The organism is Plesiomonas sp. ZOR0011 (genome assembly GCF_000800945.1).
GTDB classification, from domain to species: domain Bacteria; phylum Pseudomonadota; class Gammaproteobacteria; order Enterobacterales; family CAMTGL01; genus Plesiomonas; species Plesiomonas shigelloides.
Genome location: NZ_JRKB01000018.1, coordinates 25090 through 46437 on the forward strand (window position 1 = coordinate 25090; position 21348 = coordinate 46437).

Below are 21348 nucleotides of genomic sequence, written 5' to 3' on the forward strand. Positions count from 1 at the left end.
GGTAACAGGGAACGATGAGGCCGTACAGGTAGTGGGGCACGCGGCGCAGGATCTGGCGGGGCGTCAGTAGTGAGACTTATCGCCGCACGTTAAAGATGAAGCGGACGTATTAGTCCAAACACTGGATTTTTTTGTTATATAAAATAAAGGGTTAGTTATTAGGTGCGAAAATCGTGCTATTGTATGACGCATTAACGCCACCATCGAGGATTGCGCAGAATGGCACAAGTAAAAGGACGTGTAATAGGACTTGGGATTGTAGCGCTGGCCGTTGCCGCAGGTCTGCAATATTACACTGGCTCTGTTTTTGACCAGCAATTACAGCAAGTTAAAGCTGATTTATCCCCTCAGTCTGGGGTGACCATTACCGAAACGGCACGTTCGTTTTTTAGCCGTCAGATTGATGTGAAAGTCGTGACGGAAAGTGGTGATCCGAGCGTGCAAGCGGCCGAAATTCTGGCGAAAAACGCCGTCAGCATTTGGCCACTGCATATCAGCGCGACCACTACATTGGCATCACAAGGCTTGGTGGCTGAGCTGGAAAAACTCAGTGGTAAACCACTGCCTTTTGCGATGCATTCAAGCTATACCTTGGGTAGTGACGTTAAAAGTAATTTCACCCTCGGCGAACTGAAACTGACCGATGAAGGCAATCAGTTTTTGATTAAGCCGCTGACCGGCGATCTGACTTACAACGTTAATCAGCGCGAGCTGGATCTGAAAACCGATTGGCAGGGCGGCGATCTTAAGAGCAATCAAGAGACTGCACTGCAAGTTGGCGCAGTGAGCATTCTGACCAAGCAGCAGCAAAAACAGGGGCTGTGGTTCGGTACCAATACCTTTGATATCGCCAGCTTTTCCAGTGAAACGGCAGCTAGCCAAGTAACCTTTAGCAATCTGAAGATTGATACCGATCAGCAGGAAAAAGGTGAAGGTCTGGATTTTATCAGCCAGATCACGCTGGGTGATTATCAGCAAACCAAACCGCTGCAGCTGAATGTGAAAGATGCGCTGCTGAAGTTTCAAGTGACTGGTTTGAACCGTGATGCGCTGCTGGTGATGAGCAAGCAGCAGAAAATCTCTGAAGAGCAGGCCCAAAACGAGCTGCTGCAACTGTTAGGTAAAGGCGTCAAAGTTTCTATCGATCAGCTGAGTGCCAAAATCGGAGAAGGGATGCTGCAAGGTAAAGGCGTGATGCAGTTACCGGCTGACCGCGCGATGCCAAGCAATTGGGATGAGCTGCTGCTGCCACTGACTGCTGATGCGCAGCTGAGCGTAGATGAAAAAGTCTTCCTCAAGCAGCCACAAATGTTGCTGATGCTGTTGCAACTGTCTAGCCAAGGCTGGATTAGCCAGAAAGATGGTCAGTTGCACTCTTCCGTTACCATCCATGATGGCATGCTGTCAGTTAACGGTAATGAAGTGAGCCAGCTGTTTTAAGCATTGCGTTTTTTATATCCGATCTCATGAAAAGGCCGCTTGCGGCCTTTTTTATTATCTTCCCTCAGCTAAGTACACGCGACTTTTGCTCGCTAATGTTCGGCTTGCTAAGCATAAACACATTTAAGATACAATTATGATGTTTATGTTATTGTGCGGAATATGCTTAAATTACTCTGCTTTTTACTTGTTTTAACGCTGCAGTGTTGTTCGTGCGTGTTAGCGCTTATCGGTTGTATCAAATGTGTTAGTTGGTTCAGTAACCCCTAACTTGTTCATTATCGGTTGATGGATGAATAAGTATAAAAACACATTTGCATGACTACGCAGTGGAATATTACTGCGAGATATAAATCTATTTATCGGTAGGCGAATCCAATTCGTGAATTGAATGACAAAAAAACAGTGAAACACACAGCAGCAAGCGATGTAAAAATCAGCAAATGGTAACAAAACGTGATCGTAAAAGAGTGTTTGTGAGCGGAAATGTATGGGACTCGCATCTCTGAAAGCAAACAGACTGTATAGAAGCTAACGCTTACAGCAGGCGCTGAAGATGAACAGAAATATCATAAAATTCGTCAAAAATGGCTACGGGGTCGTCCCTTTTGTTTGTGATGTTGTTGTCACCAATTATTTACTGAACTTTCATGAGTTTGGCGAAAAAATTGCCGATCGCACAGATGTCAGCATATTGATTACACTCTGTTTTTTACTGGTTGCCGGTAATGTGGGCGTGTATCGGGAAAATATTCGTCAGCATCTGACTCACTGCTTATTTAAAGTGGTGACAGCATGGGCGATCACCGCCTTTTTGCTGTTCTTGATGATGCATTACATCGATTTTCTTGCCGAAGGCTATGCCGATGTCTCGGTTCGTGAGGCCGCGCTGTGGCTGAGTTTGCCGGTGATGGGATCATTATTATCGCGCGTGGTGATTTACGGCCTTAACTTACTGATGGTGCAATATGGCATCAACGTGCGTAATGTGGCGATCCTTGGCGCCACCGGTATTGGGTTGGCGCTGGAAAAAGAATTGGATGAAAATAAAGCACTGCGTCTGCGTAATATCGGCTTTTTTGATGATCGTGATGCAAATCGTTTCGGTTATAAATCACGCAAGCCAATATTAGGCAATTGCGCTGAATTAGTCCGCCTGATTAACGAAGGGAAAGTCGACGAAGTCTATATTGCGTTGCCGTTAGAAGCACGTGGTCGAATTAACCATTATTTAGACCAACTGTCAGATACTACGGTAGATACTTATATTGTACCGGATCTGTATGCCTATAGTTTGCACCATACGGTAGCCAAATCGGTCGGTAATATCAGTACGTTGAGCGTATTTAGCTCGCCATTTGATGGTATTGGTGGTTTTATCAAACGGGCGGAAGATATTATCTTAGGGGCGTTGATTTTACTGCTGATTTCACCGGTTTTATTGTTTGTGGCTATCGGCGTGAAATTATCATCACCGGGGCCGGTGCTATTTAAGCAAGACCGCTATGGCTTAGGTGGCAAATGCATCAAAGTCTGGAAGTTTCGTTCCATGAAAGTTATGGAAAACTCAGATAAAGTGGTACAGGTGACGCGTAATGATCCACGGGTAACTCGATTTGGCGCATTTATCCGTCGAACCTCGTTAGATGAATTACCGCAGTTTTTTAATGTGCTGCAAGGCTCGATGTCGATTGTTGGCCCGCGCCCTCATGCGGTGGCGCATAACGAAGAGTATCGGGCGATCGTTAACCGCTATATGGTGCGTCATATGGTGAAACCGGGCATTACGGGGCTGGCGCAAATCAACGGTTTTCGTGGTGAAACCGATACCGTGGATAAAATGGAAATGCGGGTGAAATACGATTTGCGTTATATCCAGACATGGTCACTGGCCTTGGATATCAAAATTATCTTCCTGACCATCTTCAAAGGATTTGTGGGTGAAACGGCCTATTAAGGCAGTTCTGGGGCCTCGGCACGCCGTTGAGGTGAGCGCTGCCGATGTGCGGCGAGCTGTGTCGTGGCCGGTGCTGTGCTCGCTGGCGGGACTATTACTGCCGGCTTCGGTGCTGGCCCAATCGGTTATTGCAGCCGCTGAGCCACAGCCGGTAAACCATCGTGGGCCGTGGGGCGTACAAATTCAGACGCGGTTAGATAGCGAGTATGGTTACAACAGCAATGTCACTGCGCAGCGTGATCCGGCGTTGGCCATTGGCTCTAATTATTATGGGCTGACCCCGTCGCTGCGCGTCTCTGGTCAGCGCGGTCAAGACCGCTATGCGCTTTCATATCAAGGCGCTTATCGCGAGTATACGGCCAGTTCCGCGGACAGTTACTATGATCAGCGTTGGGCGTTGAATACCCGCTGGCGTTATGGTTTGCGTCATGCGCTGGCCTTGAATGCGTCGCTCGATAAATCCCATGAGTCGCGCGGAGAAGAATTAACCGAAGGCTTTAGTCAGCGCCAGTTAGAAGGCTTCGGAGTAACGCGCGAGATGCCGTTTACGCTGGATGATACTGAGCTGCGTTACAGCTATGGTGCACCAGAGGCGCGCGGTAAGCTTGAAGTGGCGCTGCAACAAAAAAATAAGCGTTATCAGGCATTATCGTCGTATACCCCAGATTTTGCTGAGTATGTGGATGAGAAAAATTGGCGAGAGAATACGCTAATTACTGAGTTGTTTGATCAGGTTTCGCATGAGTCCCGTTTTCGCTATACGTTGCAGACCAATCAGCGTCACTATCGGGCATCGCCACAAAACGATACTAACGATTACTTTGCGTGGTTTGGTGTGCGCTCGCAGTTAACGGGTAAAACTAAGGCCGATGTGAACATCGGTTGGTTGCACAAAACCTTTGCCGCTGGCGAATCGCGCACCTTTGATGGTCTGAATTGGGATGTGCGGGTGGATTGGATGCCGGTGAATCGGTCGCAGTTCAGTGTGGTCACTTGGCAGCGCGCGGTCGATCCGGACTCCTCGGGCGTATACGTGAATCAACGCCGTTATGCGCTGGGCTGGCTCTATAATGTGACGCCGTCGCTGGCGGTACTGACCGATTACCGATTTACCCGCGAAAAATATCAGGGCAAACCACGCAGCGACAGCTTTCGTGATTTTTCGCTGGGTATCGAGTATCGGCTACGCCCATCGGTACTGCTGAGTATGAATTATCTGCGCTCGTCGCACAGCACCACCAATCCGACTGATCCTTTGTTTATCGGTAATCGGTTTGTGGAGCGAGATATTGGCTATGACAGAAATGCCGCTGCATTGGCGGTCAAAATCGCATTTTAACCACAAGGATGCGCTGACATCGATGAAAAACACGTTGTTATTGATACTGACCAGTTTGGTGCTGACGCTGACCGGATGTGCGACTTCATCGCCGGTTTCGATTCCGGTGTCGCCGGAATACCATTTGGGGGCAGGGGATGAAATCAGTATTCAGGTCTATGACGCGCCGGGGCTATCGATGCGCGTGACGATCGGCCCGGGCGGAGTGATTAACTACCCGTATCTGGGCGAGGTGAAGCTGCAAGGGCAAACGACCGAGCAGTTAGTGCAAACGCTGACCCAGGGGCTGCAAGACGGCTATCTGGTTAATCCGCAGGTAACGGTGAATATTACCCGTTTTCGCGATGTGTACATTGGTGGCGAGGTGGAAAACCCCGGCGCTTATGCTTACCGCCCTGGGCTGACGGTGGAAAAGTTGATTGCACTGGCCGGCGGTTTTACTGATCGCGCCGATCGCCAAGCTATCGAGCTGCGCACCAGTACCTCGCAGGAGAATCCAGCTCCACAGGGGAATACTGCAAAAGTGCCGTCGGATGCGGGACAAAAAAGTAGCCCAAGCCGTGTGAGTCCGGTCAGTCTGGAGCAGAAATTACGGCCCGATGATTTGGTGACGGTCGCGCAGAGTTTCTTTTAATTGTTAACCCAAACAGATAGATAATCTATGGCGTCATTATTGGTTGAAAAAGGCATGAAGCTGGAAAGTACGCTGGATTTTAGTCGGGTGACGGCTGAGATCCGGCGTGTCTGGCTGCGTATCGTGCTGTTCGTGGTGCTGGTATCGGCGCTGGCGCTGCCGTTTATTATCGGCATGACGCCGGTTTATCAAGCTTCGGCTACGTTGCTGTTTCGTGCTGAGGCTGAAAATGTCTCGCCGGTTGAGAACGTCTACCGTTTTGACTCAACCCGCAAAGAGTACTACGACACCCAGTTCCAGATTTTGCAATCTCGTCGCATTGCCGAACAGGTGGTCGATAAGCTCGGTTTAGCTGCGTTGCCAGAGTTTGCCGGTGGGGCAAAAGGCGGCTTGCTTAGTCGTTTATTGGGGCGCTCTGCTTCAGCCCCAGTGGCGCCGGATTTGGCGCGTCGTCATGCGGTAGATTGGCTACTCAAGCATCTGACCGTGACGCCCATTCGCAATACCCAGATGGCAGCGGTGACCTTTGAATCGCCTGATGCGAAGCAGGCATCACAGATAGCGAATGCGGTCGCGCAGGCTTATATCGATTTTTCGATTGAGCAGCGTTTGGCGGCCACGTTGCAGGCATCGCAGTGGAATAAAAACCGCTTGGCCGAGCTAAGCCGGCAGATCACTGCGCAGGAAAAGAGCCTGAATGACTTTTTGCAGCGCAATGGTTTGATTACCTTTCGTGGTGTTGATGGCCTGCAAACCGAAGAGTTGGGGATTATTACCAACAAACTGGCGGATGCGCGCGAGCAGCGCATCGCGGCGTTGGCACAATATCAAGCGATCACTAAATCAGATGGTAGCTATATTGCTGATTTGTCGGCGATCCCTGAAGCATCGAGCCATCCCCAAATTCAGGATTTGCGCATTGCGCTGATTAAAGCGCAAGAAAATTTGGCTGAATTAACCCGCGTGTACGGTGATAAGTTCGACAAAGTGCAGCAGGCCAAAGCCCAAGTAGCAGCGATCCGAGCGCAGACGCAGGTGGTATTAAAAGAAATTGCTGACGGGATTTATCAGCGTTATCAAGCGGCGCTGAAAAAAGAGCAGCAATTTCAACAGGCGTTAGTGCAGAAAAAAGCGCAGTTCAGCCAATTGGCCGAACAAACCGCTGAATATGACAACCTGAAAAACAATCTGAATAAAACCCGCGAGTTGTACAACGCGTTTTACCAGCGCCAACAAGAAACGCAGGCGAATAGTACGTATACCGAAGCCAGCGCGACCTTGTTTGAGCCTGCCGAGCAGCCATTGCATCCAGCCAAACCGAATAAGCCGTTATTCCTGATTATGGTGGCGGCATTTAGCGGCGTGCTGGCGGTGTGTTTTGTGGTGGTGAAAGCGTCGCTGGCTAATACCGTGGATACGCTGACCCAAGCCGAGCGCCGTTTGGGGAGTGCGCCTTTAGGCGAGATTGTGCGCCTTGCAGACACCACACTGACGTTACCAGATATGGTGCGCTTGAGCAGTTTAGAGCCGCAGCTTAGCGAATCGGTGGATGGACTGCGTGCCGCCCTGTTGTTGCAACCACACGCTTATCCGTTACTGATGGTGAGCTCGACGGCTACGGGCGAGGGTAGCAGCACGATCAGCGCCTTACTCGGGGCGGCGTTGGCCCAAGACCTGCCTACCTTGCTGATTGATGCTAACTTGCGCGATGGTCATGTCAGCCGCAGTTTTGCGGCTACCGGTGTACCGGGGCTGGCGGAGATACTGGCCGGTACGGCGGAAGCAAACCAAGCCATTTTACCGGCTACTGCGGATCGCCCTTGGGCGCTATTGCCGGCGGGTAAGCCGACGGTATCACCGCTGCTGGCGTTGTCTTCCGAGCGATTACCGGCATTGTTGCAAGCGCTACGTGGCTACTACGCGCGCATTATCATTGATGTTCCGGCGGTTACGACTTGCAAAGATGCGCTGCTGGTGGGCCGTTACGTGGATGGATGCGTGTATGTGGTGAAATCTCGTGAGCTGCCGACGAATCAGATTTTGTCGGGTTTGCAGGCGCTGCAGCAACAGCAGATCACGCTGGCCGGTTTGGTGCTCAATCAGGTACCGGAATCATTGGTGGAAGGGGCAGAGAACTTGCTGCCAGCCGGTGGGCAACCGGCATCGCACGTTGCCGATCAGGGCGACGCGAGCTTGCTACCATAATGAATTCGGCGCCCATAATGAATGTGATTGCCCTGATGAGTCTAGTTACCGTGATAAACGTGGTTCGTGTATGAGTCTGATTAAAAGTGCCACCACCATTGGTGGTGCCTCGGTGATCTCGCAGGTGATCGGGGCGGTGTCGGTCTGGCTGATTTCACACAAATTTGGCATGAATGAAGTGGGCACATACGCCCTGACTTACAGCGTGGCCTTGATTGGCGCGCAAGTGGCCATGTTTGCCGCTCAGCTGTTACTGCCCAAGGTGACCGATGAAGAGGTACCGGCATCGGTGATGTTTTGCCTGCTGCAAGCGTGGCTGATCCCACTGCCGTATACCTTGCTGATGTTGCCTTTTTTTAGCCTCAACCCGTGGACGACTTATCTTCTAACCGTCACCCATGCGCTGATTTTGGTAGCAGAAAATCTGGCACTGCGTAGCGAACACTTTCAGCGTTTGGGCTTGCAGCGCATTTCGGCGTCGTTAACGGTACTGGTGTGTTTGGCATTAGCGCCGTCGGCCGGCATTTTCTACTGGGCGTGGGCGCTGCTGCTGTTTGTGGTGATTGGTGCGTGGCTACTGAATGCCTTTGATATGCGCCGCTTGCAGCGCCGCGATGCGTCGTTAACGGCCATCGTGGCTTATTGGCGTACACATCGGGTGCATTTGAGTGGCATCGGCAGTGCCGAGGTGCTGGCGATGGCCACCGCGAACTTGCCAGTGATGTTGGTTAATTACTGGTTTTCTCCGCTGGTAGCCGGTTACTTTGCTGTGGTGACCCGTTTTTGTTTAGCACCGGTGCAGATTATCGGCAATGCGGTGCGTAACTCGGTGTTTTCGCGCTGGTCGGTGGATTTTCGTCATCAGCACTTTAATGCGGCGGAATTTGCCAAAGTGCGTTGGTTGCTGCTTGGCATGGGCGCGGCAGCCGTAGTGGGGATCTGGATTTTCTATCCCCTCATTATGCATGCTTTTTTCGACAGCCAATGGGTGGATTCGATTCAAACCTCGCGCTATATGCTGCCATATGTCTTTACCGCGCTGGCTATCTGCCCGCTGACCGTCATTGAACTGGTGTATGGCTCGGCGGGGTACTTTTTGCGGATCCAAATTGAGCAATTGCTGGTAGTAGTGCTATCTCTGTTGGTTCTGCCGTATTTCTACCCGAACTATTCGCTGGCAGTGTTAGCCTATGCGTCACTTACGGCGCTGCGTTATGCCTTTATCTACTTGCGTGTGAATCATCGCGCGCGTTTGCTCACGCAGCACGGTGTGCGCGGATGAACACCGCGACCTACATGCAAGGCTACCTGTTCACTACCTTGGTGGTGTGCGGGTTGGCGCAATATTTTACTGGAGTGTCAGCCTTTTTGTGGCTGCCCTTTTTGTTGGCACTAGGGATGGTGCTCCTGCTGCCACTGCAAACCCGCTATAGCCCCTTGCATCTGGATCACTCGACAACCTTATTGCTGGTGCTGTTTGCCGGTTTCTTTTTATTGGCGCTGTTAACCACTTTGCTGCAAAACGGCGTGGCTGTGACCATTGTCGGCATGAAAAATGAACTGGCGCTGTCACTGATCTTCCCTGCCTTGCTGCTGGGCTTTTGCCGCGAATCGCAGATTTATCGTATTACACGTTGTTTTTATTGGGTGTTCTATCTGCAAATTCCGGTGGTGGTGTACCAGATTTTAGTGGTAGTGCCGCATCGCGTGGCGGTGAAAGGCGAGTTTGAAAAGTGGGATTCGGTGGTCGGCACGTTTGGCGGCGATCCGCTTGGCGGGGGGAATACCGGAGCGCTCGGTATGTTTTGCTTGCTGATCATGCTGCTTAAATTGTCGGAGTTTAAATACGGGCTGACCAGTAAAGGGTCGCTGGCGCTGCACCTGCTGCTGGCTTTTGGCCTGTGTGTGCTGGGTGAAATCAAGTTTGTCATTTTCCTTGCGCCGCTGCTGTTGGCTCTGGTTTGGCTGTCGCCTAGCTATATTCGTGGGATGAAAAGCTTCGATCTGAAAAAGCTGCTGTTGATTGCGTTGGGTTTGGCGCTAATTTTAGCGCTGGCGGTGATCATCTTGGCCGCATCCTACTCATCGGCCTTTGGGGCGGGGCAAACCAATGGGGCGCTGGATCTGTTCTTGGATTCCCTGAGCTATATTTTTGACCCGCACCATATCAACCCAGAAACCGGCGAACTGGGTCGGATGACCACCTTTTTCTTCTGGGCGGCCAATGCAGATTTGCATGGTTTTAGTAATGTGCTGTTTGGTTATGGCTTAAATACCACTAACCACGGGAGCACGGTCGCACCGGGCTATCTGAATCTGGTGTTCAATGTGCTGCTCGATTCTACTTCGCTCAGCATGATGCTGTGGGAATTGGGGTTGGCGGGCAGTGTGCTGTTTATTGCGCTATTTGGGGGCGCTTGTGTGCTGGCGTGGCCGAAGCCGCTGCTGGAGCGTGCCGCCATGAGCGAAGCCGATGTGCGATTGGTGAGTTATCAGCCGGCGTTTGTCGCGTTTACCATCGCCTGCTTGTTAAGCCTGCCTTACAGTCAGTTACTGATGCTCATCCCGATGCTGCAATTTTTGTTTTATTTTGTCTTGGGGGCCATGTTGGTGATCCGCAACGCGGTTTATCAGGTCGCACAAAGTGGTGAAGCACAATGAATTCATTACCGTTTATCTCCGTCATCATCAAAACCTTCAACGAACAAGACGGCATTGGCCGCACCATTGATAGCGTGCGCGCCGGCATGGGAGATTACCCACATAAAATCATCGTGGCAGACAGCCTATCGACCGATAACACCACTCAAATTGCCAGCGAGCGCGGGGTGACCGTGGTTTCGCTGCAGCACGCCGAAGAGCGCTGCTGCGGGGTGGGGGCGCATTTAGGTTATCTGTTTAGCCAAGGCGATTATGTTTTGTTGCTGGATGGCGATATGCAGTTAGCGCCGGAGTTTTTACCGGCGGCAGTGCAATTTTTACAGCAACAACCGCAGTATGCTGGCGTGGCCGGACAAGTTGAGATGGATGACGCTACCAGCTACGAATTTAAATCGCGCAAACAGCGTCTGCACCGGATTTATCCGTTAGGTGATTGCCAATGGCTAAGCGGCGGTGGCTTATACCGGCGCAGTGTTATCGAGCAGATTGGTTATCTGACCAACCGCAATTTACACGCCTATGAAGAGGCCGAGTTGGGTATTCGCATTCGTCATGCCGGTTACAAGTTGCATCGTCTGGCGGTGCCGTTTTTCCATCATACCTCTTACACCATGGGTTCGCTGGCGCTGCTGAAGTTTCGTTGGAAACTGGGCTACCTGTTTGCCAGTGGCGAGCTGGTGCGTAGTGCGTGGGGCCAGCCTTACTTGCGTGAAGTATTAGGCGTGATCCGTAACGAGCTGGTGTTTGGCTTGTATCTGCTGCTGTTATTGCTGGCACTGCTGGTGTCTGCGGGAGTGGGCAACGGTTGGATTGCGGGTGTAGCTGTATTACCGCTGTTGGCCTTTGTCGGCCTGAAAACAGTGAAAAATCGCTCTTTGGTGGATGCGCTGCGCAGTGTGCTGAATCTGACGGTGTATGCCGCTGGGTTGGCACGAGGCCTATTTTTAACGCCCAAATCACCACGTGAATACCCTGAGCATCGGGTGATTAATCCCTAAGCATGCGAATAGAACTCACCAATAACGGGCGACAGATAACCGAGTAACAGGAGCGTGTTCGGATCCGAGAATCGGAACGAAACGAGGCAAGCATGAAGATTTTGCTGGTTAACAAATTCTTTTTCCGCAAAGGCGGCGCGGAAACCGTTCTGTTTCAAGAGCGGGAGATGCTACAGGCGGCGGGCGTTGAAGTGATCGATTTTTCGATGCAGCATGCGCGGAATTTTCCATCGCCGCAGGCGGATTTTTTTGTCTCCAATGTGGAGCTCGATCGCGACCATAATGCTCTGGATAGCCTGAAAATCGCGGCTAACTTTATCCATAACCGGGAAGCGTGCGCTAAATTAGCTGCATTGATCCGCCAAGAGCGGCCCGACATTGTGCATTTCCACAATATTTATCATCAGCTGACGCCATCGATTATTCGGGTTGCCAAGCAGATGGGCTGCAAAACGGTGTTGACAGCGCACGACCTGAAAATTGCCTGCCCAAGTTATAAGATGCTGCGAGACGGCAAGCCGTGTGAGCTGTGCTCGCAAGGCTCGGTATGGAATGCGACCTGTTATCGCTGCCAAGACGGCTCGCTGGGTAAAAGCCTGCTGCTGTCGCTGGAAGCGCAATATCACCTGTGGCGCAAAAGCTATCAGGATGTGGATGTCTTTATCGCGCCGAGCCAATTTATGGCCGGTATGATCCGTCGCCGTTTACCGCATGCTGACATCCGCGTCATTGTTAATGGGATGGATGCCAGCGCGATTACGCCAGCCAAAGCAGAAGATGATCAGGGCTATTTCCTGTTTTTAGGCCGTTTAATGCCGGAAAAAGGCGTCGAAACCTTGGCCAAAGCGCAGCAGAAGATGCGTCATCCCGCCGCTTTGCATATCGTGGGCGAAGGTCCATTGCAGGCGCATTTACAACAGCACTATCCGCACGCGCAGTTGTTGGGCTTTATGCAGGGCGAGGCGCTCAATGCGCAGCTGCGCCATTGCCGCGCGGTGGTGGTGCCGTCTGAGATTTACGAAAACTGTTCGATGTCGGTATTAGAAGGCATGGCGTGGGGCAAACCGGTCTTGGGCACGCGCATCGGTGGGATCCCTGAGCAAATCCGTGATGGTGAAGAGGGCTTTTTATTCGGTTTTGCCGATGCCGATGAACTGGCGGCTAAAATGGATATCTTGGCACAAGACAGCGCGCTGGCTCACCAGATGGGCCGCCATGCACGCCAGCATCTGCTGGATAACTACACATTGCAAGCTCATCAAGCGGCACTGATAGCCTTATACCGCGAGTTGCACCCAGAGTAACAGCGTACATCTTACTGAATTACATCAAGAGGTCATCAGCCCATGGCTGTTTCAAATTCGGAAATCGATCCGGCATCTGCGCCGCACTCTACAGCCTCATCTGCCGCACCGCGCGTGATGGTGCTGGGCACCCGTGGGATCCCGAATGTCTTGGGTGGCGTCGAAACCCACTGTCAGGCGCTGTATCCGGCACTGTTGCAAGAGTCAGAATGGCAGGCCACGGTATTAGCGCGTGCGCCGTATGTGGATTATGTTCGCAGTGAATACCGTGGTGTGCAGCTGCGCGCCTTGCCCGCGCCGAGGAAAAAATCCCTTGAGGCGATTGTGCATTCGGTATTGGCCGCCTTGTACAGCCGTTTTCACCGCTGTGATATCGTGCATGTGCATGCCATTGGTCCGGGTTTAGTGGTGCCATTATTGCGCCTGCTGGGTAAAAAAGTGGTCTTTACTCATCATGGCCCCGATTACGAGCGTCTGAAGTGGGGCGGACTGGCTAAAGCCATGCTGCGGTTAGGCGAAAAATGGGCGGTGACTTATGCCAATGAGGTCATTGTGATCTCGGAGGTGATTAACGATCTGATTAAAAAACAGTATCAGCGCCACGACGCGCACCTGATTTTTAATGGGGTGGAGCCAGCCCAATTGCCTGATGAGGCCAAGCGTAGCGAAATTTTAGCCACGCATGGGCTGACGGCTGGAGAGTATCTGGTGGCGGTCGGTCGGCTGGTGGAAGAGAAGGGGCTGCATGATTTGATTGCTGCCTATCGTCAGTTGCAGACACCATTGCCATTAGTGATTGTCGGTGATGCTGACCATGAAACGCCGTATAGCCGCAAGTTAAAAGAGCAAGCTTCGGCGACACCGGGCGTGATCATGACCGGCTTTCTCTCTGGCGATGCACTGCGTACCGTGTTTTCGCAGGCGCGCTTGTTTGTGATGCCGTCCTACCATGAAGGTTTGCCGATCGCACTGCTGGAAGCTATGTCGTATGGTTTGCCGGTTCGTGTGAGTGACATTCCGGCTAACCTAGCGGTGAAGTTGCCAGATGAGTGCTATATCCCTGTAGGGGATAGCAGCGCGATGGCGCACGCGCTACAAGCGCAGTTAGATCAGCAGGCGCCCACTCCGCCGGATTATTCCCATTATTTGGCATTGTATGATTGGCAGCAGATTGCTCGGCAGACTGCCGAAGTGTATCGACAGACTTATCGACAGGCTTATCGATAGGTGCAGGGCGAATAGCGACACATCAAGCGTGGAACAAAAGCACTCGGCTCACAGAGCAACACTAAATCATCCACAATACTGCAAACCCACGAATCAACAATGAGACAGGCATGGTGAAAAGCGAACAACAAGCTGCCGCATCCCATTCAGGGCGAACCCCGGCGCAAGAGGCGGTGATCCGCCGTCTGCATTTAGCGCTCGGTGATGAGATGTTGGCGAGTCTCACGGCAGAGCAGAAAGACCAGCTCGAGCATGCCGTGATCCTGATGAATGTTGCTAATCGCCATGTGGTGGATGTGCGTAAAACGTTTGGGTTCTCGCGCTGGCGCTATTACGTGGTGTTTTTGTTAGGTCGTGATCGCCGAACTCAGGTGCGGCGGGAAGGGCGACTGTCTGGTTTTTTACGCACGCTGTTGGTTCTGTTGGCTATCGGCGTGACATTTGCCGCGGCGGTTTTGGTGCTTTATCTCATCAAATCGGCGCTTGGCATTGATATTTTTAAAGATTATTCCTTTGGTATTTGGGATTGGTTTCGCCACACCGTCCTGGGTGCCAATGGATAAGGGAAGCTGATGAAACCGATATATTGGCTGGGCTTGCTACTGTGTACCTTCGGTGCACAAGCTGCCGAGAGTGGTATGATTACTGTACATCCTCAGCCGCTGGATACCATTTTGACCAACCCCGGAGTCGGGGTAGAGACATTTCAGGATAACTGGGGCATGCCATTGCAAACCCCAGAGCAGTATCCTGCCACTACGGTGGATTATTACCGTTTTTATTGGGATGAGCTGGAGCCGCAAGAAGGGCAAATCAACTTTGCCATGCTCGATAGCATCATAGCCAAAGCCAAGGCGCAAACACCGTCCAAGCAAATTGCATTGCGGGTGATGGATTTGGATGAGCCGACCAGTGGCTCAAAACTACCGCGCTGGCTGATTGATAAGCCGATTCGCGGCAATTGGACTGCTGATAAATCCACGTTTGTGCCCGATTATGCCGATCCGGTGTTTCAGCAATATGCCGCGAAACTGCTCAATGCACTGGGCGCGCGTTATAACGGGAATCCGCAGTTGGCCTACATTGATATTGGTGTGGTCGGCTCGTGGGGCGAATGGCATCTGAGTAATTTTCCACAAGAAGAGCCATTGGCGCAGCGCTACACGCCCGAGCAGTTAAATGCTTATGTGGATATGCACCTTAAAGCCTTCCCTGATACGCCCAAAATCATGTTGATCAATGAACCCAATAGCTTTGCCTATGCGCTGAAGCAGGGCACTGGCTGGCGCGCAGATTGCCTCGGTGATTGGCATAATTTCTCCGATACGTGGAGCCATATGCGTGATGAGTATCCGCAGCGCTTGCAGCAAGCCGCCGCCGAAGGGGCGCCCGTGGATAGCGCATGGCAGCACGCGCCGGTGAGTTTTGAAGTGTGCGGGAAGATGTCGCAGTGGCAGACTATTCAGCACTATACGCGTGCGGAAGTGCAAGCCACCTTTGATTGGGCTCTGGCACAGCACATGTCGACACTCAATCTGAAGTCTGACCCGATCCCCGCCGAGTATCGCGATATCGTAGACAACGCACTAAAGAAAATGGGATATCGCATTGCATTGCAAAGCTTGACCCATCCGGCCACCATTGCACCCGGACGCACGCTGACGTTGACCGGAGAGTGGCGTAATGAGGGGGTGGCACCCGCGTATGTTCATTATCCGCTGAACTATCGCTTAGTGGGCGCGAAGGGTAACGTGATTAAGCAATGGACTAGCCGCAGTGATATTCGTCAGTGGCTACCGGGTGAGCATCAGACCCAAGACAGCATCACGTTGCCGAAAAAAATACCGGCAGGCAATTATGCACTGGAGTTAACCTTTACCAATGCTTACCAAAAGCCAGCGTTGAATTTGGCCAATGAAGGCAAGCAAGCGTCGGGCTGGTATCGCGTTTCTCAAATAGAGATTAAGTGATCTTTAAGTATTAAATAGAGCCATGATAAGGCATGGCTCTATCTGTTATCGATAGAGCAGGCAACGGTAATTACAGAATAAAATCAGGCGAGACATCAAAATGTAGAATATTCGCCGACACCTCAATCCACGCCTCACAACCTCGGCTGATGACATCTCCAGAGCGGCGAATTAACCCGACGTCATAAGGCAGGGGCGGATCGCTCACTGGGATCGCAGCAAAGTCGGACGCAGTTTTGTTTTGCCAGACGGATGCCGGAAGCAATGAAATTCCCATACCGGAGCGTACCATGGCCGTAACCAATTCAAAGTTACTGCTGCGGCCAACGACCTTGGGAATTAGCCCATGTAACCCGAAGGCACTGTAGATTAACTCATTGACTTTAAACTGCTCGGCAAACAGGATAAAGGGCTCGCGGGCGAGCTCCACAATAGAGACATGACTTTTCTGACTTAATGGATGCTGACGTGGAGCGACCATCACCAAAGAGTCGGTGGCAAATTTTTGAATTTTATACCCTTCAGCATGCATGGGTAACATTGCTGCTGCAATTTCGATAGCACCACTATGCAGAGCATCCTCTAATTGCGGAGTTGGCATTTCAACAATTTCAAGTTCGACTTTGGGACAACGTTTACGAAAAGTAAATAATATTTCTGGGAAATAAACTGCGCCAATAATAGGTGGTAGCCCTACTTTTAATATCCCAGTAATTTCTTCACTGATATCATTCAGCTCTATGTGTAAATTATTTTCCTGCTGCAGAATGTTTTCAGCATAACGTAACAAAATACGTCCACGATCGGTTAAACGAACCCCGCGCGATTCACGAATTAATAGCTCCCCGCCTAACTCATCCTCAAGTTGCTTAATCGCCCGGCTAATCGCGGGTTGCGTGACATGCAGCGTTTCTGTAGCACGGCCAAAACCATTATTTTTTACCACTTCAATAAAATATCGGAGCTCGCGTAAATTCATGTTAATCCCAAGTGAATAACGTTTGGTTATGAGGGCGATAAAAATAAAGCATTTCCATTATGCGAGGGATAAACAAATACTGCAATTACGCAAACGACCTCGTTTGTTAGCATAAATTAATTGAGGAAAATATTATGGCTAAGACTGTTATTCAACATGTACTGTCCCGCCTGTACGATCTGGGCATCAGTGATATTTTCGGTGTTCCTGGTGATTATGCTTTTCCTATCGAAGATGCGGTGTGTGAAGATAATCGCCTGCGCTGGATTGGTAACTGTAACGAGTTGAATGCGGCATATTCAGCCGATGGCTATGCTCGTATTCATGGTATGGCTGCGTTGAGTACCACTTTTGGTGTGGGGGAGCTCAGTGCTATCAGTGGCATTGCGGGCGCATTTGCCGAATCGCTGCCGATTTTCCACTTGGTAGGTATGCCGGCAAGCAGTGTGCAAGCTCAAGGCGGGCTCGTACACCACACATTGGGTGATGGTCATTTCACCACGTTTTATGAAGCCACTGCGCCGTTTGTGTGTGCTCGTGCAATTATGACTCCGGAAAACTGTGTGGCTGAAACGGAACGCTTGATTGCTGCGGCTCTGCGTTACCGTAAACCAGTATACATGGTTTTCCCGAGTGATTATGCCACCATGCCTGTAGTGGAAATGGCTGTGCCTGCCGCGGTGACAGAAAGCAGCGATCCTGTGGTACTGACTGAAGTGGTCGATATTCTGGTTGATCGCTTGAATAACAGTCAGCAAGCTTGCGTGCTGCCAGGGATCTACTTAGCGCGTCATGGTGTGCGTCAAGAAACGCTGAGTCTGATTGAAGCGGCGAACCTGCCGTTTGCCACCATGATGATGGATAAGAGCGTGCTGGATGAAAGTCATTCCAACTATATCGGGATGTATAACGGCAATTTGATGGATGCGAATGTCCGTGATTTTGTTGAAAGCAGCGATTGTGTGTTGAGAATCGGCGCGATTATGTCAGATTTCAACACTGGCGCATTTACTGCGCGGCTTGATAGCCGTAAGTGTATTGCCATCATGCCGGAGTCAGTGCAAATCGGCGGGGCTGTGTATAACCGAGTGCTAATGAAGGATGTGCTAGAGGCGGTGGCTAAAAAAGTCAGTAAAAAAGCTTTCCCTGCACATGCACCAAAAGTTACAACACTGCCAGTAGTGACTGCCAGTGGCAAGATTACGGCAGAATATCTTTATTCACGTTGGCAACAAATGCTCAAACCGAATGACATTTTGATGGCTGAAACCGGTACATCATCTATGGGCTTAGGTTTTGCTCGTATGCCACAGGGTTCGACTTTCCACAACCAAACTTTGTGGGGCGCGATTGGTTGGGCGACCCCTGCGGCCTTTGGTGCGGCAATGGCGGGACCAGAGCAACGTACGGTATTGATTACCGGTGAAGGCTCACACCAGCTGACCGCGCAGGAGATTAGCCAGTTTTATCGTTTTGGCTTGAAGCCGCTGATTTTTGTCCTCAATAATGATGGATACTTAATCGAGCGTTTATTGTGCAAAGATGGTGACATTTATTACAACGATCTGGCGCAGTGGAAATATGAAAAACTGCCAGAGGCGATGGGATGTGAAAACTGGTTTACCGCTCGTGTCACGACGTGTGAGGAGTTGGATGCCGCAATTCACCAAGCTGAAACTTGCGGTACGGGTGCTTATATCGAAGTGATTACAGAGAAATATGCATCATCAGAGCTTGCTGAAAAATTGCACCAATCTATCAACTCACTGTACTCGGCTTAAGATTCAGAATCTTGAGTATTGTCTACACAAGTAGATTATTTTAAAAAGCGTAAAGGCCATCCATCATGATGGCCTTTATTTTTACGCAATAAATGTTAGAACTATCAAGAAACGACCACGCTCAACTTTACGAATTATTTATGCATTGGTTTATTGGTATTCTTTTTATAAATGCATGCGTGGCATAAAATTGCGACAAAAGTCGACGAGAAAAACATATTTGTTTAAAACTGATTTTGTATGGCATAACGCTGTTATCTGTCTCTTGCTTTATGGTAGCTAAGCGGTCATAACTCCTGTATTATCCATTGATTTTAATGACATTTTCAGCTTGGTTTTGATGCGGGATGAATAACATGTCTATTGTTTTGCTTAAATAAGCAATGAGGGTTGATGGATGCTAGTGCAAGGACGTTTCTGGAATCTGGCGATAGCAAGAGTATTGGCTATTGTATGCGCATATTTTATTTTGCTTTTTTCTCTCGGTATTATGCAGCATGCATTCAGCCATACCGTCATGGATGAGGCGATTAAACAGATAAAGTATTTGGCTGCGTTTTTATTCTTATCTTCGAGCATTCACCCGTCATTCTTCGAAAGTCTGCTGGCAGCCTGTTATTTACTCGTTGCGGTCTGCTCGTATTTATTGTGTGAGCAACTCTTATCTTCACTATTCCTACGTTTGTGGCCTAAACCGTAAGTGAGAGTAGTTTGTATTTCAAGTGAGCCGCCAATTCGTAGGCAAAGAGCGAGTTAAAAATGCAATTAATGCTTTTCCATATTGTCAATCTATTTTAGAGGTGAAAGTATCTTAGTGAAAATTACTTTTACTGACCTCTAAATCATCACACAATAATCGAGTTACATGTGATATGTAATGAAATTACTCTGCGCATGCAAATGCATATTTACTCTTGTGATCTTTATCAATACAATCCTCTCCTTCAATCTGGCCTCTTGAACGGTTGGTGCTTTAGTGACAAAAAAGTACATTAGTATTATTTCATTTATTATTACTATTGTTGCTGTCACTTTGATGCTGGGAATATTTCAAGCATCAAGTCTCAGTCATGCGATGTTTTCCGCAGAAAATAATTTCATGTGGATGGTTTTTCTCATGCGACTTTTCTTTGGCATTGGCCTAGAGGTGGCAAGAGTCATCGTTTCTTTAACGATCATTTCTTCGTGTGTGCTCTTTTATTGGATGATCCGCCATTTATTGATAATGACTTTTATTGATAAAAAGGAGTCATCAGCAGAAGAGTCTACTCCGCAAAATAAAATTTAAGCGACATAAGCTAACATTATGATTTATTAGTAATAGTAGATCATAGTGCCATAACCGGCTCAACGCATCTTTGAGCCGGCCATTCATTAGAGAAGTGCAGTCGATAATTACTCAGTGACGCTAATCTTAATACTGTACGTTTGCTGAGAGAGCCTCTCAAAAGGTCTTGCATATTGCAGGACTAAATCACCATGCCCCTTTTCAATCCCGAGCAGTTGAAGAATGGTTTTGCCATCGCAGCCCGTCATGCCAGGTTTGCAATCAGTAGAGAGCTGGTAATTCATATTGAGCAGAGCAACTTCATCTGGTAGTTCCCTGAGCAGCCATGTATAGCCTGTGGTTGGGTTGGCGGGTAATTCAATAAGATGCTGCAAATGCTGATACAGATGGAAAATTGAAATGCTAATACATTAATTTCAGAAGTATTAATGTGATGCATTTCCCGCAATCTGTATTGGTATATGTGACCACAATCAATAAATAGGTAAGGTAATAACGTAATAGGTAATTTCAAGCGCCACGTTATCGCTCTGGCCTCCCGTGGAATAGCTGCACCGTTATCTCTCCCGATAGCGGTGCATTTTTTTATCTTTAGCCCGCAGATTTACCCACTAAAGTAAACTAATCATGACAGTACGCAGTAGGCGCTTACAAAACCCTCTACTTTCTCTGTGTTTGTCGCTGTGTCCCTTGGTTATACTCAAGAGGTTAATTAACTAGGCAAGCAAGGATTGGACATGAGCACAACGGTTACCCGCAGAGGCGTTCCGGTTGAAGTCGCCGGGCATTTCCCCGCTAAAGGCGAACAGGCCAAGCCTTTTACGCTGGTGGATAAAGATCTGAATGATGTCACGCTGGCCAGCTTTGGTGCGCAGCGTAAAATCTTAAATATTTTTCCAAGCATTGATACTGCAGTGTGTGCCACGTCGGTACGTAAGTTCAATGCTGAGGCATCTGGCTTGAATAACACGGTCGTGTTGTGCATTTCAGCGGACTTGCCGTTTGCGCAAGCGCGCTTTTGTGGTGCAGAAGGGCTAGCAAATGTCATCACGTTATCAACCCTGCGCTCCGCATCCTTCATGCAAGATTACGGGGTAGCCTTCGCTACCGGTTCAATGGTCGGATTAGCGGCGCGCGCTGTGATTGTGCTGGATGAAAACAATCAAGTACTACACAGTGAATTGGTTGCTGAGGTGGCTAATGAGCCCGATTATGCCGCGGCATTGGCAGTACTGAAGTAACTAAAACTCGATTTTTTTACGTTAAAGTAAGCCCGCTGGTTCACAGTGGGCTTTTTTTATGGCCAATTTGGCATGCGGTGGTTAGCTACTCTGGAATGCAAGGCAAAAAAAAGCCAGATACGGATCTGGCGAGGGAAATTCAACACACAGGAGAAATGAATGCAGTGAAATACTAAAAAGACAGAGGACTAACTCTGCCTTTACGTTAGCGAGATCTCGGGCATGGATCACGTATGAAAGCGTATCAGTATGGCTTAATCCGTAACGAAATTACTTTTGTTCATCACTGCCCAAATAATAGTCAGGAAATAATATCCATGAGTA

Annotated in this window: 17 protein-coding genes; 15 read left to right on the forward strand and 2 right to left on the reverse strand. The window is 49.7% G+C overall.

Annotation, left to right across the window (positions count from 1 at the left end; all coding sequences use genetic code 11):
* The first annotated feature begins 219 nt into the window (after positions 1 to 219).
* The 12 genes from L975_RS02735 to L975_RS02790 all read left to right on the forward strand — a co-directional run bounded on the left by L975_RS02735 (position 220) and on the right by L975_RS02790 (position 15735).
* The gene (locus L975_RS02735) at positions 220 to 1440 is read left to right on the forward strand and encodes a DUF945 family protein (RefSeq protein ID WP_010862039.1); all 1221 of its coding nucleotides are present in this window, start codon (positions 220 to 222) and stop codon (positions 1438 to 1440) included.
* 556 nt (positions 1441 to 1996) lie between these two features.
* Entirely contained in the window at positions 1997 to 3397 is a 1401-nt protein-coding gene (locus tag L975_RS02740) for an undecaprenyl-phosphate glucose phosphotransferase (protein ID WP_047707069.1), read from the forward strand.
* Positions 3381 to 4736 carry an outer membrane beta-barrel protein gene (locus L975_RS02745; RefSeq protein ID WP_052181229.1) on the forward strand — a complete coding sequence of 452 codons (1356 nt, stop codon included), beginning with the start codon at positions 3381 to 3383 and terminating at the stop codon, positions 4734 to 4736. The genes L975_RS02740 and L975_RS02745 overlap by 17 nt, the downstream gene beginning before the upstream one ends.
* Positions 4737 to 4758: 22 nt before the next feature.
* Positions 4759 to 5370 (forward strand): polysaccharide biosynthesis/export family protein, encoded by a 612-nt coding sequence (locus tag L975_RS02750; protein ID WP_010862036.1) that lies wholly within the window; start codon positions 4759 to 4761, stop codon positions 5368 to 5370.
* A gap of 27 nt (positions 5371 to 5397) precedes the next feature.
* Positions 5398 to 7575, forward strand: a complete 2178-nt coding sequence (locus tag L975_RS02755; RefSeq protein WP_047707071.1) for a polysaccharide biosynthesis tyrosine autokinase — start codon at positions 5398 to 5400, stop codon at positions 7573 to 7575.
* 70 nt (positions 7576 to 7645) lie between these two features.
* Positions 7646 to 8857 (forward strand): lipopolysaccharide biosynthesis protein, encoded by a 1212-nt coding sequence (locus L975_RS02760; RefSeq protein ID WP_047707073.1) that lies wholly within the window; start codon positions 7646 to 7648, stop codon positions 8855 to 8857.
* Positions 8854 to 10236 (forward strand): hypothetical protein, encoded by a 1383-nt coding sequence (locus tag L975_RS02765; protein ID WP_047707074.1) that lies wholly within the window; start codon positions 8854 to 8856, stop codon positions 10234 to 10236. Before L975_RS02760 ends, L975_RS02765 begins: the two co-directional genes overlap by 4 nt.
* The gene (locus L975_RS02770; protein WP_047707076.1) at positions 10233 to 11234 is read left to right on the forward strand and encodes a glycosyltransferase; all 1002 of its coding nucleotides are present in this window, start codon (positions 10233 to 10235) and stop codon (positions 11232 to 11234) included. Before L975_RS02765 ends, L975_RS02770 begins: the two co-directional genes overlap by 4 nt.
* A 92-nt stretch (positions 11235 to 11326) precedes the next feature.
* The gene (locus tag L975_RS02775; protein ID WP_047707078.1) at positions 11327 to 12538 is read left to right on the forward strand and encodes a glycosyltransferase family 4 protein; all 1212 of its coding nucleotides are present in this window, start codon (positions 11327 to 11329) and stop codon (positions 12536 to 12538) included.
* Between the two features lie 117 nt (positions 12539 to 12655).
* Positions 12656 to 13765: a glycosyltransferase family 4 protein gene (locus L975_RS02780; RefSeq protein WP_047707088.1), complete on the forward strand. Its 1110-nt coding sequence runs from the start codon at positions 12656 to 12658 to the stop codon at positions 13763 to 13765.
* A 110-nt stretch (positions 13766 to 13875) separates the two neighbouring features.
* Positions 13876 to 14328, forward strand: coding sequence for a hypothetical protein (locus L975_RS02785; RefSeq protein ID WP_052181230.1), 453 nt, complete (start codon positions 13876 to 13878; stop codon positions 14326 to 14328).
* 9 nt (positions 14329 to 14337) lie between these two features.
* A complete protein-coding gene (locus L975_RS02790) occupies positions 14338 to 15735 on the forward strand; it encodes a DUF4832 domain-containing protein (RefSeq protein WP_052181231.1) in 1398 nt (465 codons plus the stop codon).
* A 70-nt stretch (positions 15736 to 15805) separates the two neighbouring features.
* Here L975_RS02790 and L975_RS02795 read toward each other — a convergent pair whose 3' ends face one another.
* Positions 15806 to 16714, reverse strand: coding sequence for a LysR family transcriptional regulator (locus L975_RS02795; protein ID WP_010862027.1), 909 nt, complete (start codon positions 16712 to 16714; stop codon positions 15806 to 15808).
* A 134-nt stretch (positions 16715 to 16848) separates the two neighbouring features.
* Between L975_RS02795 and L975_RS02800 the strand changes: the two genes are divergently transcribed.
* Positions 16849 to 18495, forward strand: coding sequence for an alpha-keto acid decarboxylase family protein (locus L975_RS02800; RefSeq protein WP_047707080.1), 1647 nt, complete (start codon positions 16849 to 16851; stop codon positions 18493 to 18495).
* Positions 18496 to 19471: 976 nt separating this feature from the next.
* Positions 19472 to 19783, forward strand: coding sequence for a hypothetical protein (locus tag L975_RS02810; RefSeq protein WP_156121079.1), 312 nt, complete (start codon positions 19472 to 19474; stop codon positions 19781 to 19783).
* 107 nt (positions 19784 to 19890) lie between these two features.
* On the opposite strand, the gene L975_RS17495 is transcribed toward L975_RS02810, so the two are convergent.
* Positions 19891 to 20157, reverse strand: a complete 267-nt coding sequence (locus tag L975_RS17495) for a protease inhibitor I42 family protein (protein ID WP_072033008.1) — start codon at positions 20155 to 20157, stop codon at positions 19891 to 19893.
* A gap of 363 nt (positions 20158 to 20520) precedes the next feature.
* Here L975_RS17495 and tpx point away from each other — a divergent pair, with 363 nt between their 5' ends.
* Positions 20521 to 21024 carry a thiol peroxidase gene (gene tpx / locus L975_RS02815; protein WP_039046145.1) on the forward strand — a complete coding sequence of 168 codons (504 nt, stop codon included), beginning with the start codon at positions 20521 to 20523 and terminating at the stop codon, positions 21022 to 21024.
* The last annotated feature ends 324 nt before the right edge of the window (positions 21025 to 21348 follow it).

Excerpts from the sequence above, each read along its gene's own strand:
- L975_RS02735 (WP_010862039.1), top strand. The coding sequence starts at position 220 with ATGGCACAAGTAAAAGGACGTGTAATAGGACTTGGGATTGTAGCGCTG.
- L975_RS02740 (WP_047707069.1), top strand. The coding sequence starts at position 1,997 with ATGAACAGAAATATCATAAAATTCGTCAAAAATGGCTACGGGGTCGTC.
- L975_RS02750 (WP_010862036.1), top strand. The coding sequence starts at position 4,759 with ATGAAAAACACGTTGTTATTGATACTGACCAGTTTGGTGCTGACGCTG.
- L975_RS02755 (WP_047707071.1), top strand. The coding sequence starts at position 5,398 with ATGGCGTCATTATTGGTTGAAAAAGGCATGAAGCTGGAAAGTACGCTG.
- L975_RS02760 (WP_047707073.1), top strand. The coding sequence starts at position 7,646 with ATGAGTCTGATTAAAAGTGCCACCACCATTGGTGGTGCCTCGGTGATC.
- L975_RS02765 (WP_047707074.1), top strand. The coding sequence starts at position 8,854 with ATGAACACCGCGACCTACATGCAAGGCTACCTGTTCACTACCTTGGTG.
- L975_RS02770 (WP_047707076.1), top strand. The coding sequence starts at position 10,233 with ATGAATTCATTACCGTTTATCTCCGTCATCATCAAAACCTTCAACGAA.
- L975_RS02775 (WP_047707078.1), top strand. The coding sequence starts at position 11,327 with ATGAAGATTTTGCTGGTTAACAAATTCTTTTTCCGCAAAGGCGGCGCG.
- L975_RS02780 (WP_047707088.1), top strand. The coding sequence starts at position 12,656 with ATGGTGCTGGGCACCCGTGGGATCCCGAATGTCTTGGGTGGCGTCGAA.
- L975_RS02785 (WP_052181230.1), top strand. The coding sequence starts at position 13,876 with ATGGTGAAAAGCGAACAACAAGCTGCCGCATCCCATTCAGGGCGAACC.
- L975_RS02790 (WP_052181231.1), top strand. The coding sequence starts at position 14,338 with ATGAAACCGATATATTGGCTGGGCTTGCTACTGTGTACCTTCGGTGCA.
- L975_RS02795 (WP_010862027.1), bottom strand. The coding sequence starts at position 16,714 with ATGAATTTACGCGAGCTCCGATATTTTATTGAAGTGGTAAAAAATAAT.
- L975_RS02800 (WP_047707080.1), top strand. The coding sequence starts at position 16,849 with ATGGCTAAGACTGTTATTCAACATGTACTGTCCCGCCTGTACGATCTG.
- tpx (WP_039046145.1), top strand. The coding sequence starts at position 20,521 with ATGAGCACAACGGTTACCCGCAGAGGCGTTCCGGTTGAAGTCGCCGGG.